This window comes from Serratia grimesii NBRC 13537 (assembly GCF_001590905.1).
In the GTDB taxonomy this organism is placed as follows: Bacteria; Pseudomonadota; Gammaproteobacteria; order Enterobacterales; family Enterobacteriaceae; genus Serratia; species Serratia grimesii.
The window spans coordinates 205,471-222,202 of the sequence record NZ_BCTT01000011.1 but is presented as its reverse complement, the minus strand read 5'-3'; the positions used below and the strand labels follow the sequence as shown (position 1 = coordinate 222,202).

15 protein-coding genes and 1 tRNA gene are annotated in these 16,732 nt (G+C 54.4%); 10 read left to right on the top strand and 6 right to left on the bottom strand.

Annotation, left to right across the window (positions count from 1 at the left end; translation table 11 throughout):
- Positions 1 to 95: 95 nt before the first annotated feature.
- Positions 96 to 172, top strand: a tRNA-Ile gene (locus SGR01S_RS15020).
- 187 nt (positions 173 to 359) lie between these two features.
- On the top strand, positions 360 to 857 hold the full coding sequence (locus tag SGR01S_RS15015; protein ID WP_037416472.1) for a DUF2569 domain-containing protein: 498 nt from the start codon (positions 360 to 362) through the stop codon (positions 855 to 857).
- Positions 858 to 1,026: 169 nt separating this feature from the next.
- On the opposite strand, the gene SGR01S_RS15010 is transcribed toward SGR01S_RS15015, so the two are convergent.
- Positions 1,027 to 1,743 (bottom strand): HPP family protein, encoded by a 717-nt coding sequence (locus SGR01S_RS15010; protein WP_061807857.1) that lies wholly within the window; start codon positions 1,741 to 1,743, stop codon positions 1,027 to 1,029.
- Between the two features lie 171 nt (positions 1,744 to 1,914).
- On the opposite strand from SGR01S_RS15010, the gene yfcF reads away from it, so the two are divergent.
- Positions 1,915 to 2,550, top strand: coding sequence for a glutathione transferase (gene yfcF, locus SGR01S_RS15005; protein WP_061807856.1), 636 nt, complete (start codon positions 1,915 to 1,917; stop codon positions 2,548 to 2,550).
- A gap of 73 nt (positions 2,551 to 2,623) precedes the next feature.
- Here yfcF and SGR01S_RS15000 read toward each other — a convergent pair whose 3' ends face one another.
- Genes SGR01S_RS15000 through SGR01S_RS14990 form a run of 3 tightly spaced genes read right to left on the bottom strand, consistent with a single transcriptional unit; the run spans position 2,624 to position 6,659 of the window.
- Positions 2,624 to 3,868 (bottom strand): aromatic amino acid transport family protein, encoded by a 1,245-nt coding sequence (locus SGR01S_RS15000; RefSeq protein ID WP_037416463.1) that lies wholly within the window; start codon positions 3,866 to 3,868, stop codon positions 2,624 to 2,626.
- Positions 3,869 to 3,926: 58 nt separating this feature from the next.
- Complete coding sequence (locus SGR01S_RS14995; protein ID WP_061807855.1) at positions 3,927 to 5,381, bottom strand: NAD-dependent succinate-semialdehyde dehydrogenase; 1,455 nt, start codon at positions 5,379 to 5,381, stop codon at positions 3,927 to 3,929.
- 12 nt (positions 5,382 to 5,393) lie between these two features.
- The gene (locus SGR01S_RS14990; RefSeq protein WP_061807854.1) at positions 5,394 to 6,659 is read right to left on the bottom strand and encodes a 4-aminobutyrate--2-oxoglutarate transaminase; all 1,266 of its coding nucleotides are present in this window, start codon (positions 6,657 to 6,659) and stop codon (positions 5,394 to 5,396) included.
- A gap of 121 nt (positions 6,660 to 6,780) precedes the next feature.
- Between SGR01S_RS14990 and pdxR the strand changes: the two genes are divergently transcribed.
- Positions 6,781 to 8,247, top strand: a complete 1,467-nt coding sequence (gene pdxR / locus SGR01S_RS14985; protein WP_061807853.1) for a MocR-like pyridoxine biosynthesis transcription factor PdxR — start codon at positions 6,781 to 6,783, stop codon at positions 8,245 to 8,247.
- A 49-nt stretch (positions 8,248 to 8,296) separates the two neighbouring features.
- Here pdxR and SGR01S_RS14980 read toward each other — a convergent pair whose 3' ends face one another.
- Positions 8,297 to 9,916 (bottom strand): ABC-F family ATP-binding cassette domain-containing protein, encoded by a 1,620-nt coding sequence (locus tag SGR01S_RS14980; protein WP_061807852.1) that lies wholly within the window; start codon positions 9,914 to 9,916, stop codon positions 8,297 to 8,299.
- A gap of 349 nt (positions 9,917 to 10,265) precedes the next feature.
- Here SGR01S_RS14980 and SGR01S_RS14975 point away from each other — a divergent pair, with 349 nt between their 5' ends.
- Positions 10,266 to 12,287: an oxidoreductase gene (locus SGR01S_RS14975; RefSeq protein WP_061807851.1), complete on the top strand. Its 2,022-nt coding sequence runs from the start codon at positions 10,266 to 10,268 to the stop codon at positions 12,285 to 12,287.
- Between the two features lie 42 nt (positions 12,288 to 12,329).
- Here SGR01S_RS14975 and rlmG read toward each other — a convergent pair whose 3' ends face one another.
- A complete protein-coding gene (gene rlmG, locus SGR01S_RS14970) occupies positions 12,330 to 13,469 on the bottom strand; it encodes a 23S rRNA (guanine(1835)-N(2))-methyltransferase RlmG (protein ID WP_061807850.1) in 1,140 nt (379 codons plus the stop codon).
- Between the two features lie 230 nt (positions 13,470 to 13,699).
- On the opposite strand from rlmG, the gene SGR01S_RS14965 reads away from it, so the two are divergent.
- Genes SGR01S_RS14965 through SGR01S_RS14945 form a run of 5 tightly spaced genes read left to right on the top strand, consistent with a single transcriptional unit; the run spans position 13,700 to position 16,597 of the window.
- Complete coding sequence (locus tag SGR01S_RS14965; RefSeq protein ID WP_061807849.1) at positions 13,700 to 13,990, top strand: type II toxin-antitoxin system RelE/ParE family toxin; 291 nt, start codon at positions 13,700 to 13,702, stop codon at positions 13,988 to 13,990.
- Positions 13,991 to 14,004: 14 nt separating this feature from the next.
- Complete coding sequence (locus tag SGR01S_RS14960) at positions 14,005 to 14,328, top strand: HigA family addiction module antitoxin (RefSeq protein ID WP_061807848.1); 324 nt, start codon at positions 14,005 to 14,007, stop codon at positions 14,326 to 14,328.
- Positions 14,321 to 14,833, top strand: a complete 513-nt coding sequence (locus SGR01S_RS14955; protein WP_061807847.1) for a M48 metallopeptidase family protein — start codon at positions 14,321 to 14,323, stop codon at positions 14,831 to 14,833. Before SGR01S_RS14960 ends, SGR01S_RS14955 begins: the two co-directional genes overlap by 8 nt.
- Before the next feature lie 50 nt (positions 14,834 to 14,883).
- Complete coding sequence (locus SGR01S_RS14950; RefSeq protein WP_061807846.1) at positions 14,884 to 15,864, top strand: Gfo/Idh/MocA family protein; 981 nt, start codon at positions 14,884 to 14,886, stop codon at positions 15,862 to 15,864.
- Between the two features lies 1 nt (position 15,865).
- The gene (locus SGR01S_RS14945) at positions 15,866 to 16,597 is read left to right on the top strand and encodes a glutamine amidotransferase (protein WP_061807845.1); all 732 of its coding nucleotides are present in this window, start codon (positions 15,866 to 15,868) and stop codon (positions 16,595 to 16,597) included.
- The last annotated feature ends 135 nt before the right edge of the window (positions 16,598 to 16,732 follow it).

Here is a 16,732-nt window from a genome sequence, read left to right as displayed (position 1 = left end):
AGTAATTACAACAGGCTATAACTGCGCATAAAAGCAACATACAGATGGTTAACAGTAGACCTGCGCCAAAAGATTACCGTATAATCTCGCCGCTTGGCCCCTTAGCTCAGTTGGTTAGAGCACGCGACTCATAATCGCTTGGTCACTGGTTCAAGTCCAGTAGGGGCCACCAAATTTTAGCTGATATTACAGCATATTAAGCCACTTCTCCTGAAGTGGCTTTTTTGTTTCGTGCCCGCTGAGGCGACAAAATGGCGACGTTCGCATTTTTCAAAACTTCAGATACGATCCAGTAGCCAAATTCAACGTACCGCTACATAATTTGTCCAGACAAGGATTCTATTTTTCCAGGAGGGATAATGACGACGTGCATTCAATGCGACAATCAAGCACTTCAAGACAGTGATTTTTGTGCGGATTGCGAAAACAAAGAATTTAAGAAAATCCGTGGTTGGCTTTTTGTCCCTGCGTTCGGCCTGCTCATTAGCATCATTGGTCATATTGTCGCCATCACCAATACACTCAAGATAGCACTTAACCATTACGACGTTCTGCAGGTGGCACTCAAAGGGATTTTGTTTTTCGAACTATTCAGCTTTATTGGCCTGTTTTTATTGTCTATTTATACCACCAGCCTCTTCTTCCGTAAGAAACGTCAGCTACCCAGATTTTATATTGGTCTGCTGCTAGCTAATATTCTTTTCTTAGCGATAGATCTTTACCTTGGCAATCGTTATTTAGACGTTGCACTTAACTATGAAGAGTCCCGCCCATTGATCCGAAATATTATCGGAGCTTGTATCTGGATACCTTATTTCTACGTCTCAGTACGCGTTAAACGCACTTTTGTGCACTGAGTCAAAATATTGCCCAAATACGTACAGATCAGCCAGATAATCTCTGGCACGGCAGAAAGCCGTTGCCCAGAGTCTCTGGTTGACTCAAGTAGATTCCCAGCGCCTGCATACGACGCGGGGTTTTAGCGAAAAAGAGCGAGTCGTGTTTTATCGAAAAACACTCGCGTAATCAGGCTTTGCCAGTCTGCCGCTGATGCGCCAGCTGTTCGGCACGCAACAGGATGTCCTGCAGATCGTCTTCATCGATATCAAAGAGTTCGCCCTGCATCAGTGCCTCGTGCAGATCGGCACGGGTAATAGATACCGCATCAATCGGCAGATTGGCCGGTTTCGCCTCGGTCGGTGCCAAAGGGTGCGGGTAGCGTCGCCCTGCCAGGTTATTGAAGATAATCGCCAGCAGCGCCAATAAGACTGAGTTCAGCAGTACCGGGTACAACACGAAGCTATAGCCGAGTTGGTGAATACCCGGCCCACCGAGGATCGCAGTCAGTGCGACGGCACCACCAGGTGGATGCAAACAGCGTAGTTTGAACATCAATCCAATCGCCAGCGCGGCTGCAACTCCACAGGCTAACCCGGGATCAGGAATCAACAGACTGGTACTCACCCCCACCGCCGCAGCAGATATATTGCCGCCCACGATCGACCAAGGTTGCGCCAACGGGCTGTTCGGAACACCAAACAACAGCACGGCAGATGCCCCCATAGGTGCGATGAACCATAGGTTCACCTCGCCCAGCACAAAATGACTGATCCAACCCGCGATCATCAACCCCAGCCCAGCGCCGACGCTGGAAAGTAAAATCTCTTTTTTACCAACGGCCAGAGGATGCGGCCACAAACGTGCGCATCCCACTTTCAATCTTTCTATCAACGACATCTTCATGTTACTTCGCACTGTCAAATTCAACTTAATGGCAACAAATATATCACAACGCAGGCTTCTGCCGCTTACCACGCCAAACACGCTAGAAATAACTTTCAGCTAACAGATTGATCTTTAGCCATTCCTCGTCAATTATCAAAGTTCGCGTCCCTTTGCCTTGAGGAAATCCCAATGTCTCAGCCGATTGCCGAACTCTATACCGATGCTGAATTTTTCAGCCCTTATGCCATGTCGGCGTTTATTACGCTGACGGAAAAAGGCATCCCCTTCACCGTGAAACCGGTCGACCTGGCACAGGGGAAAAACCAAGAAGCAGCCTACGCGGCGCTGTCATTGACGCGCCGGGTGCCTACGCTCGTGATCGGCGAGTTTCAGCTTTCGGAATCCTCAGCCATTGATGAATACCTGGATGAGATCCATCCGGCCCACCCGGTGTACCCACGCGATGTCAAACAACGGGCCAAGGCCCGCGAAGTTCAGGCATGGTTACGCAGCGATTTGCAGGCCCTGCGTGCCGAGCGTCCCACCGAGGCCGTGTTCATTAACAGTAAGTTTCCACCGTTGTCCGCCGCTGCGCAGGCTGCCGCCAACAAGCTGATCGCCGTCGTCGAAAAGTTGCTGAGCCACGGCCAGGATAACCTGTTCAGGGAATGGTGCATTGCCGATACCGATCTGGCCTTGATGCTGAATCGGTTGGTGATACACGGTGATGCCGTACCCGAAAGTATTCGCCACTATGCACACAAACAGTGGCAACGCCCTTCGGTACAGGCCTGGTTGGCACTGCCGGAGAAAATAAGCGGGTAATAAAAAATCGGCGGCCACGACGCCGCCGTTCTCAATGACCGAGAAACAACATCACTTCTTGAGGGAAGGCAAGTCACCATCCAGAGGGCAGATAACCTAATAACGAGGCAATGGCATATACCGCGCTTGCCAGATACAGCAACACAATGCTGATCTGCAACAACGGATGAGTGATCCAGCTACACTGCCAACGCGGCGTCTGATCGCCGTGCTTACGCGCACCACGCAAGATTAACATCGGCATAATCGACAAGATCACCCCGCTGAATACCCCAGCGAAATACAGCGCGTTAACGAACGACACCAGCCCGCTGTACGCCAGCACAAACGGTGGCAACACCACCAACATCAACACACCGAAGCGGCGCAGCGGCTGCTCGTCGTTGCCCAGCCTGAACTGGTCAAAAATATTGGTCAGGAAGCTACCACCCAACCCCCAGTAAGACGTCAACATCGCACACAGCGCAAAGATGTTGGCTGAGAAGAAGGCCCACTGCCCCAACGCCTGTCCCCATGAAATGGTTGCCACGTCAGAGATGCCATTTAGCCCACTGAGCGCAATCACCGACATCGGCACCGCTGCCAGCAGCACAAAAGTCACCGCCATGCCGACCATAATTGCCTTGGGCAGTTGCTCTGGTTTGTCCGAGAAACCACGTGCCATTTCCGGCACGATGTATTGCGCAGAGAAGCAAAACACCACCACGTTGAATACCGGCACCATAAAGCGCCAATCACCGTCCAGCAGGTTACGCATCTGGGTGGTATCTTTGAGCAATGTGGCCGCTACCAATGCGGTCAGCATCACCACCATACCGATACTGATAAACTTTTCACCGCGACCAATCGCCTTTAGCCCCAGATACAACACCCCTGCCGCCGGCACGAAAAACAGCAGGCTGCCTATCGCCGGAGAAATACCAAACAGGGATTGCAACAGCTTGCCGCTGCCAGTCATATAGGCAGTCAACGCTCCAACACTGTTAACACAGACAGAAGCAAACATCAGCCAGGCACCAATACCGCCGACATAACGTTTTGCCAGCCCGCTTAACTGCAAATGAGCACGGGTACGCAGAGTCGACTCGGCGACATACAGCATGGTGACCGTGGTCAAACTCCCCACTAACACCAACCAAAACAACAGGGGTAAAAAGCCAGCCTTGCTTGAGGCATAAGCGATGGACAGTACACCGGCCCCAATGTTGGTGCCGACAATCATCGCCACCCCTTCGAGGAAACTCAGTGATTTGGTGGGTGCAGACGTTCGCACCCCGGCGGCAAGCGCCGGAGAAATATAGGTATTATCAGAAGACATGCAGCATCCTTTGTCTCCCGGCAGCTCGGGCCACCGGGGTAGGTTAGTTTCCCGGTGGTTAACAGCTCACATCGATACACAGGTATTTTAGCTCCAGATATTCTTCAATCCCGTAACGCGATCCTTCACGTCCGAGTCCTGACTGCTTCACGCCGCCAAACGGCGCGACTTCATTGGAAATCAACCCGGTATTGATACCGACCATGCCGTACTCCAGGGCTTCCGGCACTCGCCACTGGCGCGACGCGTTCTGCGTGAACACATAGGCGGCCAGGCCGAATTCGGTATCGTTGGCCATCGCGATGACTTCCGCCTCATCATGGAAACGGAACAACGGCGCGACCGGTCCAAAGGTTTCTTCTTTGGCGAAACGCATTTTTTGCGTCACGCCAGTCACCACCGTCGGTTGGAAGAAGGTATGGCCCAGTGCGTGCGGCTGCCCACCGGTCGCGATCTGCGCGCCTTTGATCAACGCGTCGTCGATGTGGTTCTGCACTTTTTCAACTGCATCCTGGTCGATCAGCGGCCCCTGCGTGGTACCTTCCTGGCTGCCGTCGCCGACCTTCAGTTGCTCAACCGCCACCACCAGTTTGTCCACCAAACGGTCATAGATACCGTCTTGCACGTAGATACGGTTGGCGCAGACACAAGTTTGGCCACTATTGCGGAACTTAGAGGCCATAATGCCCGCTACCGCGGCGTCCAAATTCGCGTCGTCGAATACAATCACCGGTGCATTGCCGCCCAACTCCAGCGACAGCTTCTTAATAGTTGGCGCACACTGCGCCATCAAAATACGGCCGACTTCGGTCGAACCGGTAAAGCTCAGTTTGCGTACCACCGGGCTGTCGCACAGCACTTTGCCCACTTGGGCAGCGTCACCGGTCACCACCTGCAGCACGCCTGCAGGAATGCCTGCATCCTGCGCCAGTTTGCCCAACGCCAGCGCAGTCAGCGGCGTTTGCTCGGCCGGTTTAACGATAATGGCGCAGCCTGCCGCCAATGCCGGTGCTACCTTGCGGGTGATCATCGCAGCCGGGAAATTCCACGGTGTGATCGCCGCACAAACGCCGATCGGTTGTTTCACGACGACCAAGCGCTGTGAGGCTAACGGCGCCTGCAATACCGCACCGTCTACCCGTTTGGCTTCTTCGGCGAACCAGGTGATAAACGAGGCCGCATAAGCCACTTCACCACGCGCTTCCGCCAATGATTTCCCTTGTTCAGCCGTCATCAGCTGCGCCAAATCTTCTTGTGCTGCCAGCACCTTGTCGGCCCAGGCCTGCATCAGCGAGGAACGTTGTTTCGCGGTCAGTTGCTTCCAGCTTTGCTGCGCCACCTGCGCCGCATTGATCGCCTGTTGGGTCTCTTCGCCGCTGACTAGCGGTATGCTGGCCAGTTCAACACCGGTTGCTGGGTTGATGACCGCTTCGCGTTTTCCACTCAGCGCATCACACCACTCACCATTTATCAGGCACTGGCTGCGTAACAGTTCGGGATTATTCAGTTTCATAGCAGCCACTCCTTATTGAGCCAGTGCGCGAGAAAGAATGCCCAGCGCTTTGGTGAACTGGTCCTCAGGAATGGTCAGCGGATACAGGAAGCGGATCACATTGCCGTTCACACCACAGCTCAGCAACAGCAGACCTTCTGCCAATGCTTTCTGTTGTACCTGACGGGTAATTTCCGCTGATGGCTTACCGGTCGCCGGATCATTGAACTCCACCGCCACCATCGAACCCTGTGCACGAATATCTGCAATCGCCGGGCTGGTCTGACGCGCCTGCTGCAACACTTCTACCAGATGTTGGCCTAGGCGTTGCGAACGTTGGCACAGCTGCTCTTCTTCAATCACGTCCAGCACTGCCAGTGCAGCCGCTACCGCCAGTGGGTTGCCGGCATAGGTGCCGCCCAACCCGCCCGGAGCTGGGGCGTCCATCACTTCGGCACGACCTGCCACGGCAGACAGCGGCATGCCACCTGCCAGACTTTTTGCCATGGTGATCAGATCGGGTTTTACGCTGTAATGATCCATTGCAAACAGCTTGCCGGTACGAGCAAAACCGGTCTGCACTTCGTCAGCAATCAGCAAAATACCGTGCTCGTCGCACAAGGTACGTAACGCCTGCATAAACTCGGCGGGTGCGATATTGAAACCGCCCTCCCCCTGCACCGGTTCCAGCACGATAGCGGCGACCTGCTTAGGATCAATATCCGCTTTAAAAATACGTTCCAGGCTGTTCATCGCATCTTCAGTGGTCACGCCATACAACGCATTCGGGTACTGCCCGTGGAACACTGAACCCGGGAATGGTCCGAAGCCCAACTTGTAAGGTGCCACTTTTCCGGTCAGCGCCATGGTCATGTAGGTACGTCCATGGAAACCGCCACCAAAGGTGATCAGCCCCGGACGCCCCGTATGAGCACGCGCAATTTTGACGGCGTTTTCTACCGCTTCAGCACCGGTGGTGAAGAACGCGGTTTTGCATGGACCTTCGATCGGCGCACATTGGTTGATACGTTCCGCCAGCGTTACGTAGCTTTCGTAAGGAACAATTTGGTAAGCGGTATGAGTAAACGCCTTCAGTTGCTTTTCAATCGCGGCGATCACTTTCGGGTGACGGTGCCCGGTATTCAATACGGCAATACCAGAGGCGAAATCGATAACTTCATTGCCTTCGACATCCCACAGCGTGGCGTTTTCTGCACGCTCAGCGTAAAAACCACACATCACACCTACCCCACGCGGAGTGGCATCCTGACGACGTTGATTCAATTCTGCGTTTTTCATGTTGTTCTCTCCGGTCGATGCCTGTTGTACGTTTCGTTCACATTCGTGAAACAATGACGTTTATTTACACAGGATGTGGCCCTATAATCGAGAGCCAGTTACGATTAATTAAGGGATCCAATTGCGCTCACTGAGTGGTGATCTGTTATTGCAACGTCTTGGCGAACAACCTGAAGATAAGCTGCATAAACGGCTATATAACGCGATCCGCACCAGTATTTTGGACGGCAGCCTGCCGCCCTCCAGCCGGCTGCCTGCCTCACGGGATTTGGCGCAGGAACTCAGCCTTTCTCGTAACACTGTATTAACCGTTTATGAACAACTCCTGGCAGAAGGATATGTTCTGGCTCGTGCCGGAAGTGGCACATTCGTCGCCGAAACCGTACCGGATAGTTGTTTATCCACTACCAGTGCGCCGACGGGCAGTGACGGGGAACAACGACGTATTGAACTGTCAGCGCGCGGTACTACCCTCTTGCACCACGCCAGTGCCAGCCCAAAACAATGGGGCGCGTTTATTCCCGGCGTACCCGACGTTAACGCCTTTCCACACCAGTTATTCAGCAAAATCCAGGCACGCATTAGTCGTCGTCCTGCACCACAGCGACTGACTTACAGCAATCAGGGCGGTAGCCCGGAGCTGCAACATGCGCTGGTGGATTATTTGCGGGTAGCACGCTCGGTCCGCTGTTCTCCGGAGCAAATTCTGATCACAGAGGGTATTCATCAGGCGATAGATCTGGTGACACGCATGTTGTGCAATCCGGGTGACGATGCGTGGATTGAAGAGCCGGGTTACTGGGGGATCCGCAATATCCTGCGGATGAACGACGTGAATATCTGCCCGCTAGAGGTTGATGAAGCCGGTATGGTGCCGCCGGAAAAACCCACTGGCGCACCACGGCTGATTTTCGTTACGCCCTCGCACCAGTATCCGCTGGGCTCCGTGATGAGTCTGGCGCGGCGGCAACGGCTGTTGGCACTCGCACGCAACGGCGGCAGTTGGATTGTTGAAGACGACTACGACAGTGAATTCCGTTTCTCCGGCCAGCCGATACCGGCGCTGCAAGGGCTGGAAGCCGACGCACCGGTAATCTACATCGGCACCTTCAGTAAAACGCTCTACCCCGCGCTAAGGTTGGGATACGTGGTATTGCCAAAACCGTTGATGGCGGCACTGAAAACGGCTCATGCCGAACTGTATCGTGGGGGGCACTTGCTGATCCAAACCGCATTAGCGCAATTTATTCAGGAAGGTCATTACACGGCGCATATCCGCCGCATGCGACTGCTTTACGCTCGACGTCGGGCATTTTTAACCGCATTGATCGAACAGCATTTGGGTAAGCAGGCGCTCAGCGAATTCAACAACAACGCCGGGTTGCATCTGATCCTTAATCTGCCAGACGAAGCTGACGATGTGGCGATCGCCGCCGCTGCTAACGCACGCGGCGTGCTGGTGCGACCGCTTTCGCGTTATTACATGCTGCCCAACCATCGCCGTGGTCTGTTAATGGGCTTCGCCTGCGTGCCGGAAGAACAGATGGCAGCCGCCTTTGCCCAACTGCTGGAATGCATCAATCCCTGATACAAAAAAGCGGCCCCTAAGGCCGCTCTGCACATTCAATTGACGTTTATCACCAGACTTGAAGTTGCCACTTTCCTTCCTGCCACTGTAAGCGGTGGGTTAATTTTAACGCCTGCAAAAACGCCTCATCATGCGATACCACCAGCATGGCGCCAGGGAAATCGACCAACGCGCGCTCAATCGCCAATGAGGAAGCCAAATCCAGGTGGTTAGTCGGTTCATCCAGCATCAGCAATTGCGCTGGCTCCTGCCGCCACAGCATACAGGCAAGCGCCGCCTTCAAACGCTCTCCCCCACTTAGTGCTGCCAAGGGCAACAGCACACGTTCTGCATGTAGTTGCAACTGCGCCAACTGGCTGCGAACCGTGCCCTCATTGAGCGGCGAATCCTGCAAGCCAAGGTGCTCGACGACCGACAGCGACAGATCGAACTGTGAAAGATTTTGATCGAGGTAAGCCGTTGACAACGGACAGTGGCACCGGCCGGAATCGGCCACCAATTGGCCCACAATCACCTTCAGTAACGTGGATTTACCGCAGCCATTCGGGCCGGTCAGTGCGACACGCATAGGGCCGTCGAGGCGCAAGTCCAACGGTGGCATAGCAATAAAAGGCAGTTGCAGTTGTTCAAGTACTAACACCTGTTTACCCGCCGCCACGGCACTCCCCGGTAGCGTCAACATCACCGGGTTATCTTCATCTATCCGTTGGTATGCCTCACGCACAGCGGCGTCGAGACTGGTCTTCTGATCATGATGCTGCTTACGCAGCGTACCGAGACTTTCTTTGGCAGCTCCCTTGTAGGCCACACGTTCAAAGGAGGCAATATTCAGCGTATCAACCGTTTTCAGCGTCTGCGCAGAACGCCGCTGGCTGATGTCGTGTTCTTTCTGTTGTCGGGCACGGATGCGACGCCGCTCCTGCCGCGCATGCTCCAACCCGGCACGCGCCGCCTGCTGCTCCAAATCACGCTGACGGCGATAATCATCATAGTTACCCCCATAGCTGAGTAATGTGTCGGGCGTCAGTTCAACGATGTGCTGCATGCGTGCCAGCAGTTGTCGATCGTGGCTGGCAACCAGCAAACCACCGCGCCAACTTGCTAGTTGCTGATAGAGCCAATCACGCCCCCAGGCATCGAGATGGTTGGTCGGTTCGTCCAGCAACAAGAAGTCCGCATCGCCCAGCATCGCGCCACACAATGCAGCACGCATGCGCTCTCCGCCGCTCAAATCATGTGCCGGTCGTTGTGGATCGAACGCTGGCAACCCAGCAGCGGTGAAAGCGATCTGCAGACGATCATTCAGATCCCACTGCCCTTCAAGACGATCTATATCGTCCGCCAGTGGTCGCCCCAGCTCGATACGGGCCAGCGCGGCGAACGTCTCACCGTAGCCCAGCAGCTCCGCTAACGTGGTGTCCGATGAAATTTCTGGCTGCTGTGCCACATAGGCCAATGAAGCATGAGATTCAACATGCCCGCCGCCGGGCTGATCTAGCCCCGCTATCAGGCGCAGCAGCCGAGTTTTGCCGACGCCGTTGCGCCCAACCAGGCCGCAATGCTGTTGATCGAAAGTCAGATCCAATGGGCCGAACAGCGTTTCGCCGTCAGCAAACTGGCAGATCAGTTGGTGTAAAACAAAATGGGGGGACTGCGCAAAATGAGCCATAAGCACTCCTGAATGAAATCAAAACATCCCCACAAAGCACGGATATGTGCAGCGCAGGACAAGATATCAGCAGGTGTGTGTGTTCATTTTCGGTAATGGCTCCGCAGAGAGAAGGAATTTCAACGCGCAAATGCTAACCGATTTGCTGTTCAGTATGCAAACAACAATAAAGATTCATGACATCTATCACATTCAGCGCAACACAGATTCCCAACGGCAGTGACAACGGCTAGATTTATCTCATCCGACCACTTAGTGTCGCAACATAATAATAACAACTAATCATGCCCAATAATTTTCAAGCGATAGCCCGTTTGAAAGAGGCAGGGGATGAACGATGGAGACTGCAATGAGCAATTACCCACACCTGCTGGCACCGCTGGATCTCGGCTTCACTACCCTGAAAAATCGAGTGCTGATGGGATCAATGCATACCGGCCTGGAAGAACTGCCCAATGGGCCCGAGCGGATGGCGGCCTTCTATGCCGAACGTGCGGCGGCTGGCGTAGCGTTGATCGTTACCGGCGGTATTGCCCCCAATGAAAAAGGTGTGGTGTATCGTGGTGGCTCCACCCTCAGCCACCCGCAGCAGGTCGCTCACCATCGCATTGTCACTGATGCGGTCCATCAGGCTGGCGGCAAAATTGCACTGCAGATCCTGCACGCCGGTCGCTACAGTTACCAACCGCAGCCGGTAGCCCCTTCTGCACTGCAAGCGCCGATCAACCCCTTCGCCCCCACTGCGCTGAGCGAGGATGAGATCATGCAGACTATCGCCGACTTTGCCCAGTGTGCAGCACTGGCGCAGCAGGCCGGTTACGATGGCGTCGAGGTGATGGGTTCCGAAGGTTATCTGATCAACCAATTTCTGGTGTCGCGCACCAACCAGCGCGACGACCAATGGGGCGGCAGTTTCAGCAACCGCATGCGTTTTGCCGTGGAGATCGTCCGGGCGGTGCGGCAGGCGGTCGGTAGCGATTTCATTCTGATTTATCGCCTTTCGATGCTCGATCTGGTGGAAGACGGTTCCAGCTGGCAGGAAATCGAACAGCTGGCGCTGGCGGTTGAGCAGGCGGGAGCGACCATCATCAACACCGGCATCGGCTGGCATGAGGCACGTATTCCGACCATCGCCACCATGGTGCCACGCGCGGGGTTCAGTTGGGTAACCCGTAAGCTAATGGGGAAAATGCGCATCCCACTGATCACCACCAACCGCATCAACGATCCGGCGGTAGCAGAACAGGTGTTGGCGGACGGCTGCGCAGACATGGTGTCGATGGCCCGTCCATTCCTGGCTGACGCTGCCTTTGTGCAAAAAGCTGCCGAGGGACGCGCCGACGAAATCAATACCTGTATTGGCTGCAACCAGGCTTGCCTCGACCAAATTTTTGAAGGCAAGCTCACCTCTTGTCTGGTTAATCCGCGTGCCTGCCGCGAAACCGAAATGCCGTTGATCCCGACAGAGAAACCGAAAAAATTGGCGGTCATCGGCGCAGGGCCAGCCGGGCTGGCATTTGCCACCACAGCCGCCAGCCGTGGCCACCGGGTGACGTTATTCGATGCTGCCGATCAGATTGGCGGTCAGTTCAACATCGCCAAGCAGATCCCCGGTAAAGAGGAATTCCACGAGACTCTACGCTACTTCCGCCGCCAACTGACGCTGCTCGAGGTGACGCTGAAACTGAGTACCTGGGTGACAGCGGCCGATCTGGCAGAATTTGACGACGTGATCCTCGCTTGCGGTATCGTGCCGCGTACTCCGGAGATCCCCGGTATCGATAACGCCAACGTGCTGACCTATCTGGACGTACTGCGCGACAAGAAACCCGTCGGCCAACGGGTCGCGATTATCGGTGCCGGCGGCATTGGCTTCGACACCGCCGAGTACCTCAGCCAGCACGGCGTGTCGAGCAGCCTGGATCAAACCGAGTTTAACCGTGAATGGGGTATCGACAACCAGCTTAACCATCGCGGCGGTCTGGCAGCCGAAGGACCAGTGGTGACACACGCAGCTCGACAAATTTATCTGCTGCAACGTAAGACCAGTAAAGTGGGCGAAGGCTTGGGGAAGACAACAGGTTGGATTCACCGCACCAGTCTGGCGATGCGCGGTGTAAAGATGCTAAACAGTGTGAATTATCAACGTATTGATGATGAAGGCCTGCATATTGTGCGAGCCGAGCAGGAAAGCTGCTTACCCGTCGATACAGTGATTATCTGTGCCGGGCAAGAGCCGCGTCGCGAGTTGCAGCAACCGCTGTTGGAAATGGGGAAAACAGTACATTTGATTGGCGGTGCGGATGTCGCCGCCGAGCTGGATGCCCGCCGCGCTATCGATCAGGGCACGCGTCTGGCGATGGCACTGTAGTGACAATAATAAGGGGCACATTCACTGCGCCCCTTCATCAACTCAGTAACGTGCGCCGGACTTCACCGCTTTCAAGATCACGAACTTCTTGTTAGAGGCTATCAGGGTGCAATTGCCGAACAAACGTTTGAGTTTCTGGTGATAATCCAGATGGCGGTTACCGACAATACGCAGCTCGCCGCCCACCTGCAGGCAACGCTTGGCATCACAGAACATTTGCCAGGCTGTGTGATCGGTGATCGCATGTTGTTGGTGGAACGGCGGATTACACAGCACTGCACGCACGCTTTCACGTTCAATCCCCGCCAGCGAGTTGTTCACTTCAAACTGACAACGATCCAAATCCTGCGGCAGGTTGTGCTCCACGTTTCGCTCACTGGAAGCTACCGCCATATAGGACTCATCAGCAAAGGTCACCTGCGCTTGCGGGTTCTGCATCAAGGCAGCCATGCCGATAATGCCGTTACCACAGCCGAGATCGATGATATGGCCTTCAAGGTCATGCGGCAGGTGATCCAGGAACAGGCGCGCGCCAATATCCAGGTTGCTACGTGAGAACACGTTAGCGTGGTTGTGGATAATCCAATCCGTGCCGTCCAGCACCCAGTTGGTGGTTTCCGGAGCGGCTGGCGGCACGATGTCTGCCACTTCACAGTAGATCAATCGCGCTTTCTTCCAGGCCAGGCTAGTGCGGGTCGGACCAAGCACCTTTTCAAACAGCTGCATGGTCGAGGTGTGTACATCACGCGCCTTAGCACCAGCGATGATTACCGTGTCCGGTGCCACCACATCGCGCAGCGCACGCAGTTGCTGTTCTAGCAACGCCAGTGCCTTAGGAATACGGATCAATACCACCGCCGGTGACGCCGGCAGTTCTGCTAGGCTGTCCAACAGCGTAACCTGCTCTGGATCCAGCTCATTGAGCTTGAGGTTATGGCGCGTGGCCAGCTGGCTCATGTATGAATCGCTGATGCTATATGGCTGATGGCTGTGCAACGCACAGGCCAGCGTGCCAAAGTTGTCGTTGAAAATCAGCACCGGACGACCGTCGATGTTTACATTTTCAAGCTGTTGCAGCAGATATTCGTCCGCCGCTTCCCACGCCTGCAATTGGGTGGATTCTTCCTGTTGGGGATAACGTTCCAGCTCAAGTTGCTGTGTTCCCAGATCGAGTTGGCTCATTGCCCCTCCTGACTGATAAAATTTGGGCTGTTTATCCCCTAAAAACGTCCAGCAGTAAAATGTTTTTTCGGATAAATTGCGCATTCACTCGCATACCGGAAAGCCAAACCCGCTTTTCGCCGCTGATAGCTATAGCATTCCTTTCGCTTAATCTGCATTGAGCAATTTTTAATCCGACACAATGTAACTTTAAATGTTACACTCATTGTCCCAATGGAATGGGGAAGGAAATGATTTCGTCTTTCCGAGACAAATATTTGGCGCAATTCTATCAGGAGGGTCGACACGATCGTTTGATTCCTTCGACCATTGAACGCCAACTAGCCAGAAAACTCGATATGCTGGCCGCCGCTGAAAAAGAGTGTGATTTACATAATCCGACCGGCAATTACTACAAACGCCTGTCCGGCACCTTTCAAGGTTGGTCCAGTATGCGGGTTAATATTCAATGGCGCTTAATGTTCCGCTGGCGCAATGATGCCGCCGAGCAGATTTACCTGGACCCACATCAAGATACCTAGGCATTGGAGAATATATGTTAGAGACCACAAGCCGAAAACCCACTACGGTGGGGGAAGTGCTGCAAGAAGAGTACTTAACACCGCTGGGTATCGGCCAGGAGGATCTGGCCAAGGTCTTGGGCGTCACTCGCGCCACGGTAAACCGCTTATGCAATGGGCATCGCCGTCTCAGCGTTGCGGAGGCCAACCTGTTTGCCGATCTTTTTGAAACCACGGCAGACTTTTGGCTAAACCTGCAGGCGGCCCACGATCGCTGGGAAGCCCGACAGGCGAATATGCAGCGCGAGCGACTGCGTCCGATTATGGAAATACTGGGGCGTAATATTACTCATGCGTGAAATCGAACTGACTTACTTGCAGGGCTACCCTGAACATCTGCAAAGCCAGGTGCAGCAGCTGATCGACCAACAACGGTTAGGGGATGTGCTGTTGCAGCGCTATCCGCAGGTGCATGACTGCACCACCGACAAGTCGCTTTATCAGTTTACCGTCGATTTAAAAAACCAATACCTGCGCAACGCTCAGCCGCTAAGTAAAGTCGCCTATGACGGTAAAATTCAGGTGATGAAACACGCGCTCGGTATGCACACCGCCATTTCCCGAGTGCAGGGCGGTAAGTTGAAAGCCAAAGCGGAAATTCGTGTGGCGACGGTATTCAAATTAGCACCAGAGCCGTTTCTCCGTATGATCGTGGTACATGAGCTGGCACACCTGAAAGAAAAAGACCATAACAAAGCCTTCTACAGCCTGTGCTGCCATATGGAGCCCAATTACCATCAACTGGAGTTCGATACCCGACTGTATCTGACCCACCTCTCGGTGTTTGGCAATCTGTATACCTGACGAGCCCCTGTGATACTCTGATTTCTAACATCTGGGAACCGGAGATATCTATGATTCGCTTTGCTGTTGTTGGTACCAACTGGATTACGGAACGCTTTATCGATGCCGCACATGAGAGTGGCAAACTCACGCTGACCGCTGTCTATTCGCGCAAGCTGGAACAGGCTAAGGCGTTTGGTGCCAACTACCACGTCAATGCGTTTTTCGATTCCCTCGAGGCACTGGCCCAGTCAGACGGGATTGATGCGGTTTACATCGCCAGCCCTAATAGTCTGCACTACCAGCAGTCGCTGCTGTTCCTCAGCCATAAGAAACACGTCATTTGCGAAAAGCCGCTGGTATCCAATCTGCGCGAAGCCGAGAAGTTGGTAGCCTGTGCTCGCGAGAATCAGGTAGTGTTGTTCGAAGCCTTTAAAAGCGCTCACCTGCCGAATTTCTTGGCTTTACAGCAAGCGCTGCCGAAAATTGGCCGCCTACGCAAAGCCTTTATCAATTACTGCCAATACTCTTCGCGCTATCCACGTTATCTGGCAGGAGAGAACCCGAATACCTTCAATCCGCAGTTCTCCAACGGTTCGATCATGGACATTGGCTATTACTGTCTCGCCAGTGCCGTAGCGTTGTTCGGTGCGCCAACGTCGGTCATGGCCAGCGCGTCTTTGCTCGATACCGGCGTTGATGCTCACGGCACAGCCTGCCTCAACTACGGTGATTTCGACGTAACTATCTCCCACTCCAAAGTCAGCAACTCGGACATTCCCAGCGAGATCCAGGGTGAGGATGGCACGTTGGTGATTGAGAAAATCTCGGAGTGCCAGAGCGTTGCGCTAACGCCGCGCGGTGGGCATCGTCAGGATTTGACCCAGCCGCAGCACATTAACACCATGCTATATGAAGCACAGGTGTTCGCCGAGCTGGTGGAGAAACGGCAGGTGGAGCATCCGGGGTTAGAAAACTCGTTAATTATCGCCCGCCTGTTGACCGACATTCGCCGCCAGACTGGCGTCGTGTTTCCTGCCGATGGAGAATGACATGAAGCCACTATTACTGATGCAAACTGGCGATGCACCAGACGCTATTCGCCTGGAAAAAGCCAATTTTGACGGTATGTTTCTGCAACAGGGAAACATTGACGCCGATCGCGTGCAGATCGTGCATCTCCCCGCAGGCGAACACCCTCTACCACCGCAAAGCTACTCTGGCGTGGTGATCACGGGTTCACCGGCGATGGTCACCGAGCAACTGCCGTGGAGCGAACAGGCCGCCGAATGGCTGCGCCAGGCTATGCTCATCAAGCTGCCTATTTTTGGCGCGTGTTATGGCCACCAATTGCTGGCCTACGCGCTTGGCGGGGAAGTCGGTTATCACCCGCAGGGCATGGAGGTCGGGACGCTGGATATCGAGCTGTTGCCTGCCGCCGCCAATGACCGGCGGATGGCGATGTTGCCACCGCGCTTCAAGGCAAATCTGATCCACTCGCAGAGCGTATTAACCCCCCCTGCCGGTGCCGTAGTACTGGCACGTTCGCAACAGGATGCTTATCAGATCCTCAGCTATGGCGATCACGTGCTGACGACTCAGTTCCACCCAGAGTTTAACGGCGCAGTGATGCACCAGTATCTGAGCTGGCTCGGCGAGCTGTACCCAGAACAACAAGCTGAGTATCAGCTTAAGCAACAGCAGGTTAGCGATACGCCGTTCAGCCGGCTGCTGTTACAGGGGTTTGTCGTCAGCCTGGGCGCCCAAAAAGCCCTGGCTGGGTAACGCAATAAACGTTGACCGCTGACACATTTTGCATTACTTTCTGCCGTGCAAAGGGGAGTAACTTTTATACCCAATAGATTTCAAGGTGCGGCAAGGCGGCAACCGAAGGCGTCCTCAGGAGCTTACTTAAGTAAG